Annotated in this window: 7 protein-coding genes and 2 pseudogenes; 6 read left to right on the top strand and 3 right to left on the bottom strand. The window is 68.4% G+C overall.

What is annotated here, in order from left to right:
• Positions 1-511 precede the first annotated feature (511 nt).
• Both E1294_RS58710 and E1294_RS58705 read left to right on the top strand, forming a co-directional pair.
• Positions 512-694: pseudogene (locus E1294_RS58710) on the top strand (pentapeptide repeat-containing protein); the annotation flags it as partial.
• A 16-nt stretch (positions 695-710) separates the two neighbouring features.
• Entirely contained in the window at positions 711-860 is a 150-nt protein-coding gene (locus E1294_RS58705; protein WP_425465287.1) for a pentapeptide repeat-containing protein, read from the top strand.
• A 10-nt stretch (positions 861-870) separates the two neighbouring features.
• Here the strand turns inward: E1294_RS58705 and E1294_RS50745 are convergent, their stop codons facing one another.
• The 3 genes and pseudogenes from E1294_RS50745 to E1294_RS58695 form a co-directional block, all read right to left on the bottom strand.
• The gene (locus tag E1294_RS50745) at positions 871-1179 is read right to left on the bottom strand and encodes a peptidoglycan-binding domain-containing protein (protein ID WP_165977951.1); all 309 of its coding nucleotides are present in this window, start codon (positions 1177-1179) and stop codon (positions 871-873) included.
• A gap of 106 nt (positions 1180-1285) precedes the next feature.
• On the bottom strand, positions 1286-1606 hold the full coding sequence (locus E1294_RS58700) for an arginase family protein (protein ID WP_281284634.1): 321 nt from the start codon (positions 1604-1606) through the stop codon (positions 1286-1288).
• Between the two features lie 121 nt (positions 1607-1727).
• A pseudogene (locus E1294_RS58695) lies at positions 1728-2108 on the bottom strand (arginase family protein); the annotation flags it as partial.
• On the opposite strand from E1294_RS58695, the gene E1294_RS50735 reads away from it, so the two are divergent.
• The 4 genes from E1294_RS50735 to E1294_RS50720 all read left to right on the top strand — a co-directional run bounded on the left by E1294_RS50735 (position 2099) and on the right by E1294_RS50720 (position 5723).
• A complete protein-coding gene (locus tag E1294_RS50735; protein WP_132520152.1) occupies positions 2099-2524 on the top strand; it encodes a hypothetical protein in 426 nt (141 codons plus the stop codon). The pseudogene E1294_RS58695 and the gene E1294_RS50735 overlap by 10 nt on opposite strands.
• A 316-nt stretch (positions 2525-2840) precedes the next feature.
• Positions 2841-4223, top strand: a complete 1383-nt coding sequence (locus E1294_RS50730; RefSeq protein ID WP_132520149.1) for a hemolysin family protein — start codon at positions 2841-2843, stop codon at positions 4221-4223.
• Positions 4220-5236 (top strand): hemolysin family protein, encoded by a 1017-nt coding sequence (locus E1294_RS50725; protein WP_132520146.1) that lies wholly within the window; start codon positions 4220-4222, stop codon positions 5234-5236. Before E1294_RS50730 ends, E1294_RS50725 begins: the two co-directional genes overlap by 4 nt.
• Positions 5237-5342: 106 nt before the next feature.
• A complete protein-coding gene (locus E1294_RS50720; RefSeq protein ID WP_281284632.1) occupies positions 5343-5723 on the top strand; it encodes a transposase in 381 nt (126 codons plus the stop codon).
• Positions 5724-5769 lie beyond the last annotated feature (46 nt).

Raw genomic sequence — 5769 nt, 5'->3', positions numbered from 1 at the left:
TCCTGCAAGACCTCCGCCGGGCCCTGCTGCACCCGCCTGCCCAACTCCACCCCACCGACGACTCGGCCTTGGCACCCGCCACCCAGGCCGCCTAAAATCCACTCACGGCACCTACCTCGTCGAGCTAGTTACACCGCTCCGAGGACGCGACCCACCGGCGCAGCGCTCCTGGCAGCACCTCACGTCGATCGGCGTCCTCGTCGGCCTGATCTTCACTGGAGGCGGTCTCGTGTATACGGCTCGTACCTGGGAGACCGGGCAGGAGACCCTCAAAGCCACCCAACAGCAGCAGATCACCGATCGATACGCCAGGGCCATCGAACAGATCGGCTCTGACAAATCCGTCGAGGTGCGCATCGGCGGTATCTACGCTCTGGTGCGTATTGCACGTGACTCGCCAAGCGATGCCATCACCATCCAAGACGTAATTGTCGCGTTCCTCCTGGAACACGACAATCCGCAGCTGACGACCAGCAAGCAGTGGCGACCGAGAGCGGACACCGTAGTGGCCATGCGGACTCTACGCCCGTTGACGAAGATCACGAGTCAACGTCCGGTTCTCCTGACACTGAATCTGCGCGACGCGAATCTGTCCGCCGAGGAACTATCCGGCGTATACCTGTCGGACGCTGACCTGACCGGCGCGACCATAGTCGGCGCGTACCTGACCGGCGCAGACCTATCCAAGGCGTCCTTGTCCGGCGCGACCCCTGGCTGGCTCGGACCTGAGAGGAGTAAATCTGACCGGCGCGAACCTGTCCGACGCGAATCTGTCCGGCGCGGACCTGAGGGGCGTGCGTGGGATGACACCTGATCAGATCAAGTCAGTGGCCAAGATCGATAGCAACACGAGGTTCTAACGACACCGCATCAGCTGGCTCGCAGCAGCGCCGGCCAAGTATTCGACCCGCAGACACCATCCGCGGAAAGCCCTGCCGCCTCCTGGAACTGCCGGAGGGCGTCGCGCAGTGCGTCGCCGAAGGCTGTCTCATTGATGCCGCCGTTCAGCCCGAAGCCTCTCGCGTGCAGCAGGTAGAACAGCGTCTTGACGTGCCAGCGCAGTGGGTCATCCTTCTTGCCCACTCCAATCTGGAGCGTGGGAAGCTGCTTCACGATCTTCTCCGTCCGGTTCGCTTGCCAACGGCCCTCAACAGGAGAAGCTGTGATCAGCTCCGTCACGCCCCCGACCACCGGCGGTCTTATCAGCGCGCTCACTTGGCCAGGGTTCCCCATGAGCCCTCCGCCGCACTCAGTCGCCTCCCAGGCCCCAGCTGCGGCCAAACGATCAAGACGGGTACGGGCCCCACGCGACCCGGCCCGAGCTGGACGGCTTGCGACCGAGTTTGCCGGAGCGCACCTGCACGGCGAGGCTGTCGAGGATGACCCGGCTGCTCATCAGGCAGGTCATCTCGGCCCAGTCGTAGGGCGGTGAGCACTCCACGATCTGGATCCCGGCCAGGCCTGGTTCGGAGACCAGCCGGACCAGGTTGAGTGCTTCCCGGGGCAGCAGGCCGCCAGGTTCCGGCCAGCCGGTGCCGGGCGATGGAACCCGGCGTCGATCACGTCGATGTCGAAGGAGAGGTAGACCGCCTTGGCGTCCTCCCAGGCCACCTCCAGCGCCACCTCGGCGACTTTCTCCACGCCAACGCGTTCGACATCGCCCACCGTGATAATCGTGGTGCCCCGCCGCGGCCCACCTTGACGCCGGCGCGCGGTGACTGCCAGCCGCCGATCCCGATCTGGACGAGGTTGGTGGCCGGGGCGTTCCTGATGTTGGTGGCGTGAAACCAGGGCGTGGTGTGCATGCGCTCGTCGAGATCGCTCTCCTGGGTGTCCACGTGCCGGTCGAAGTGGATGATGCCGACGTTGCCGTCCACGTGAGGAGTCAGCCCGCGGACCGTGGGGAAGCCGATCGAGTGGTCGCCGCCCACGACCGGAAACACCCCCTGCGAGACCACATGCGCCATCGCCTGGCTGATCTGGTCGAAGGACTTCTCCAGATTTCCCGAGGGTCGTCGGCCGCGCTCTGCATGGGAGGCTCGGCGGTGCCATCTACGCTGAGTGGCCGGACGGCCGACAAGCCGTGGTGACTCGATTTGTGGGCTCACTCGCCGAGGCCAAGCGTACGGCCGACGTGCTTGCCTATGTCCGTGACCGCGGGCTCCCGATGCCCAGGCACGATCTTGTGGTCGACCTGAATGACGATGTGATGTTCGTGCAGGAGCGGCTTCCCAGCGCACCGCCCCGGCGTCTGACCCCGGGAAGAATAGACGCGATGGTGGAGATCAACGACCGTTTCGCCGGCGCTCTCGCCGCGCGACCCGGCGTGCCGGTGCGGCTGCTGTGCCTTGATTGCGGCAGTGATCCATGTCCTCGCCACGAGGTGCTGGCGACGCACAGGACGATGACGGCGATGATCGCCCGCTGCGCGAGATGGTGTTCCAGGACGAGGCGAACGCGTTCTTGTCCCGACAACTGCGACAGCTCCCTGCTCCGAGGACCGCAATGGTTGATCACCAGCTGATCATCGTAGGCGTGCGCGGAGACGGCCCGTAGCAGGGCAGGCGTGAGGCATCGATCATATCCGGCACTTTGCCGGCGCATCGTCCGTTACCCCAGGTGATGTGCCCCGGTCGCGTGCGCCGATCGGCTAGCGTCCATCGCAGCGCATGCGGGCGGGCCTGCCCGCATGCGCCAAGCACGCCGCCCGCCCGGGCGCACTCGCTGCTGAAGGACAGGAAGGGAACGGTGGTGGCGTCCGTGTCAACGGACCCGAGCAGACCGGCCACGTACGACTCGCGCTGGCGAGGGGACCGATCGCCAGGATGGGGGCGGGCCCGATGAGTGTGGCACTCGGCCTGCTGGCCATCTTCTTGCTCACACTGGCCACCGGCTACTTCGTCGCCCAGGAGTTCGCCTACGTCAGCGCCGACCGGCTCGCCCTGTCGCAGCAGGCCGCCGCAGGCGACAAGAAGGCGGCCAAAGCCGTCGAAGTGATGGGCCGGCTGTCGTTCATGCTGTCCGGCGCGCAACTCGGCATCACCGTCACCGCCCTGGTGGTCGGCTTCATCGCCCGCCCGGCCCTGGCCGAGCTGATCGCCCCCGCCCTGACCGCGTTCGGCATGCCGCAAGGCGCGGTGGATGCGGTGGCGCTGGCGGTCGGCTTTGCACTGGCCACCATCATCCAGATGGTGCTCGGCGAGCTGGCCCCGAAAAACCTCGCCCTGGCCCGGCCCGAGCCGCTGGCCCGCGCCCTGGCCTCCTCCACGCTGCTCTACCTGAAGATCGCCGGGCCCATCATCAAACTGTTCGACACCGCCGCCAACAAGCTGCTGCGCGCCGTCGGCATCGAACCGGTCGAAGAGCTGCACCACGGCGCCACCCTGGAAGAGCTCGGCCACATCATCGGCGAGTCCGAAGCCCACGGCCACCTGCCCGGCAGCCAGGCTGACGTGCTGGAACGCGCCCTGAACTTCTCCGAGCACACCGCCGTAGAGGTGATGGTGCCGCGCGCCGCCGTCGTCGCCGTCGCCGCCTCGGCCACCGTCGCGGAGCTGGACGAGCTCATCGCCAGGCGCGGCCACACCCACTACCCGGTGCTCGGCGCCACCTTGGACGACGTGGCAGGGCTGGTCAGCCTGCGCGACGCGGCCGCCGTCCCGCGCGAGAAGGCGGCCACCACCCGGATCGCCGACATCGCCGGCGATGTGCTGATCGTGCCGTTCTCCCTGTCCCTGCCGGACCTGGCCGCCCAGCTGCACGCCCGAGGTGAAGAGGTGGCCTGCGTGGTCGACGAGCATGGCGGCCTGGCTGGCCTGGTCACCTGGGAGGACGTCGCCGAAGAGCTGGTCGGCGAGATCGCCGACGAGAACGACGCCGAAGCGCCCCGCGTGCTGCGGCGCGGCGACGACTGGGAGCTGGACGCGGGACTGCGCATCGACGAGATCGCCTTGGAGACCGATCTGAACCTGCCGGATGAGGACGAGTACGACACTCTGGCCGGGCTCATCCTGCACCGGCTCGGCCGCTTCGCCGTCCCCGGCGACGTCGTCACCGCCGAGCTGCCCGCCACCTTGGACGCCGACGCGCCCACGCACGCCCGGATCGAGGTGCTGACGCTGGACCGGCACGTCCCCGAGCGCGTCCGCCTCACTCCCTACCAGCCTGACAGCCCTGATAGTCCCGCCGGTCACGACGGCCGGGAAGGCGAGGAACAGCCGTGAACCTGTCCATCGGCCTGGCGCTGACCCTGGTCCTGCTGGTCGGCAACGGATTCTTCGTCGCCGCCGAATTCGCCCTGGTCGCCGCCAAGCGTCACCGGCTGGAGAAGGCCGCCGCCGGTGGCAGCAAAGCCGCCGGCGCCGCCCTGGCCGGCATCAAGGAACTGTCGCTGATGCTGGCCGGCGCCCAGCTCGGCATCACGCTGTGCTCGCTCGGCCTCGGCGTGGTCTCCGAACCGCTGATCGCCGGCACGCTCACCCCGCTCTTTCACACCGTGGGCCTGCCCGAGACCGCCGCGCACGCGGTGGCGTTCGTCATTGCGCTGGCCCTCGTGACGTTCCTGCACATGGTGCTCGGCGAGATGGCCCCCAAATCCTGGGCGATCGCCCACCCCGAACGCTCGGCCACCCTGCTGGCGCTGCCGTTCCGTGGCTTCACCCTGCTCGTGCGCCCGCTGATCAGCGCCCTGAACGCGGTCAGCAACGGCCTGCTGCGCTTGTTCAAGGTGCGCCCGCGCGAGGAGGGCGCCCACCCGCCGCGCACGCCGGAGCAGCTGCAGCACCTGGTGGCCGAATCCCGCCGGCTCGGGCTGATCGAGGCCGACGACCACGCTGTGCTCAGCCAGGCGCTGCACGCCCCCCACGCCGACATCACCCCGCTGATCACCCTGCCCGGCCAGATCATCGCGGTGCCCGCAGCCGCCACCGCCCAGCAGGTGATCGACGCCTGCCTGCGCGCGCAACGCTCCCGGCTGATCGTTGGCACCCCCGCCGACCCGGCCGGCGTCGTGCACATCCGCGACGCCTACCTGGCCCGCAAACGCGGCACCGACGTCACCGCCGCCCAGCTCGCCTACCGCATCCCGGCGCTGCCGCCCCGCACCTCGGTCTCCGACGCCGTCGCCCGGCTGCGCGCCGCCCGCAGCCAGATCGCCCTCATCCGCGCCGACGACGGGGCCACCGCGGGCATCGTCAGCCTCGACGACCTGCTCACCACTCTGCTGGTGCCCGCCTGAACGCACTGCCCGGCCCTCGGCTGCTTGAACTGGGGTTCAGAACGCCAGCAGGAATTCATTGGGCTTCCCCTCGTAGCGTGGAGATCGAATCGGGAGAGGTTTGGTCGTGGCTGGAACCACGAGGCGTCGCTTTGATCCGGAGTTCCGGGCTGGGGCGGTGAGGATCGTCAGGGAGACCCGCAAGCCCGTCGCGCACGTAGCGCGGGATCTTGGGATCAACGAGTACACGCTGTACAACTGGGTGCAGATGGACCGGCTCGCGGCAGGGCAGGCCGGCGGCGATGGCGGAGGCGGAGCGCTGAAAGAGTCGGCGGAGGTGGAGCTGGCGCGGCTGCGGCGGGAGAGGGCCGAGCTGGTCAAGCAGCATGCCAAGGAGAAGTCGGCCTGGGAGAAGGAGCGTGCGGAGCTGGAGGACGAGCGTGATGACGCCCCTATGTTTGTCAAGCCGCAGCGGGCGGAGTACGCGCTGGTGAGAGTGCTGCGGTGATGATCGGGAAGACTTCGCGGGCGACGTAGCGCTTGAGGCAGCGGAT

The sequence above is a fragment of the Nonomuraea diastatica genome, assembly GCF_004349015.1.
In the GTDB taxonomy this organism is placed as follows: domain Bacteria; phylum Actinomycetota; class Actinomycetes; order Streptosporangiales; family Streptosporangiaceae; genus Nonomuraea; species Nonomuraea diastatica.
Note: the sequence above shows the minus strand (reverse complement) of the source record. Positions and strands in the feature narration are given on the sequence as shown.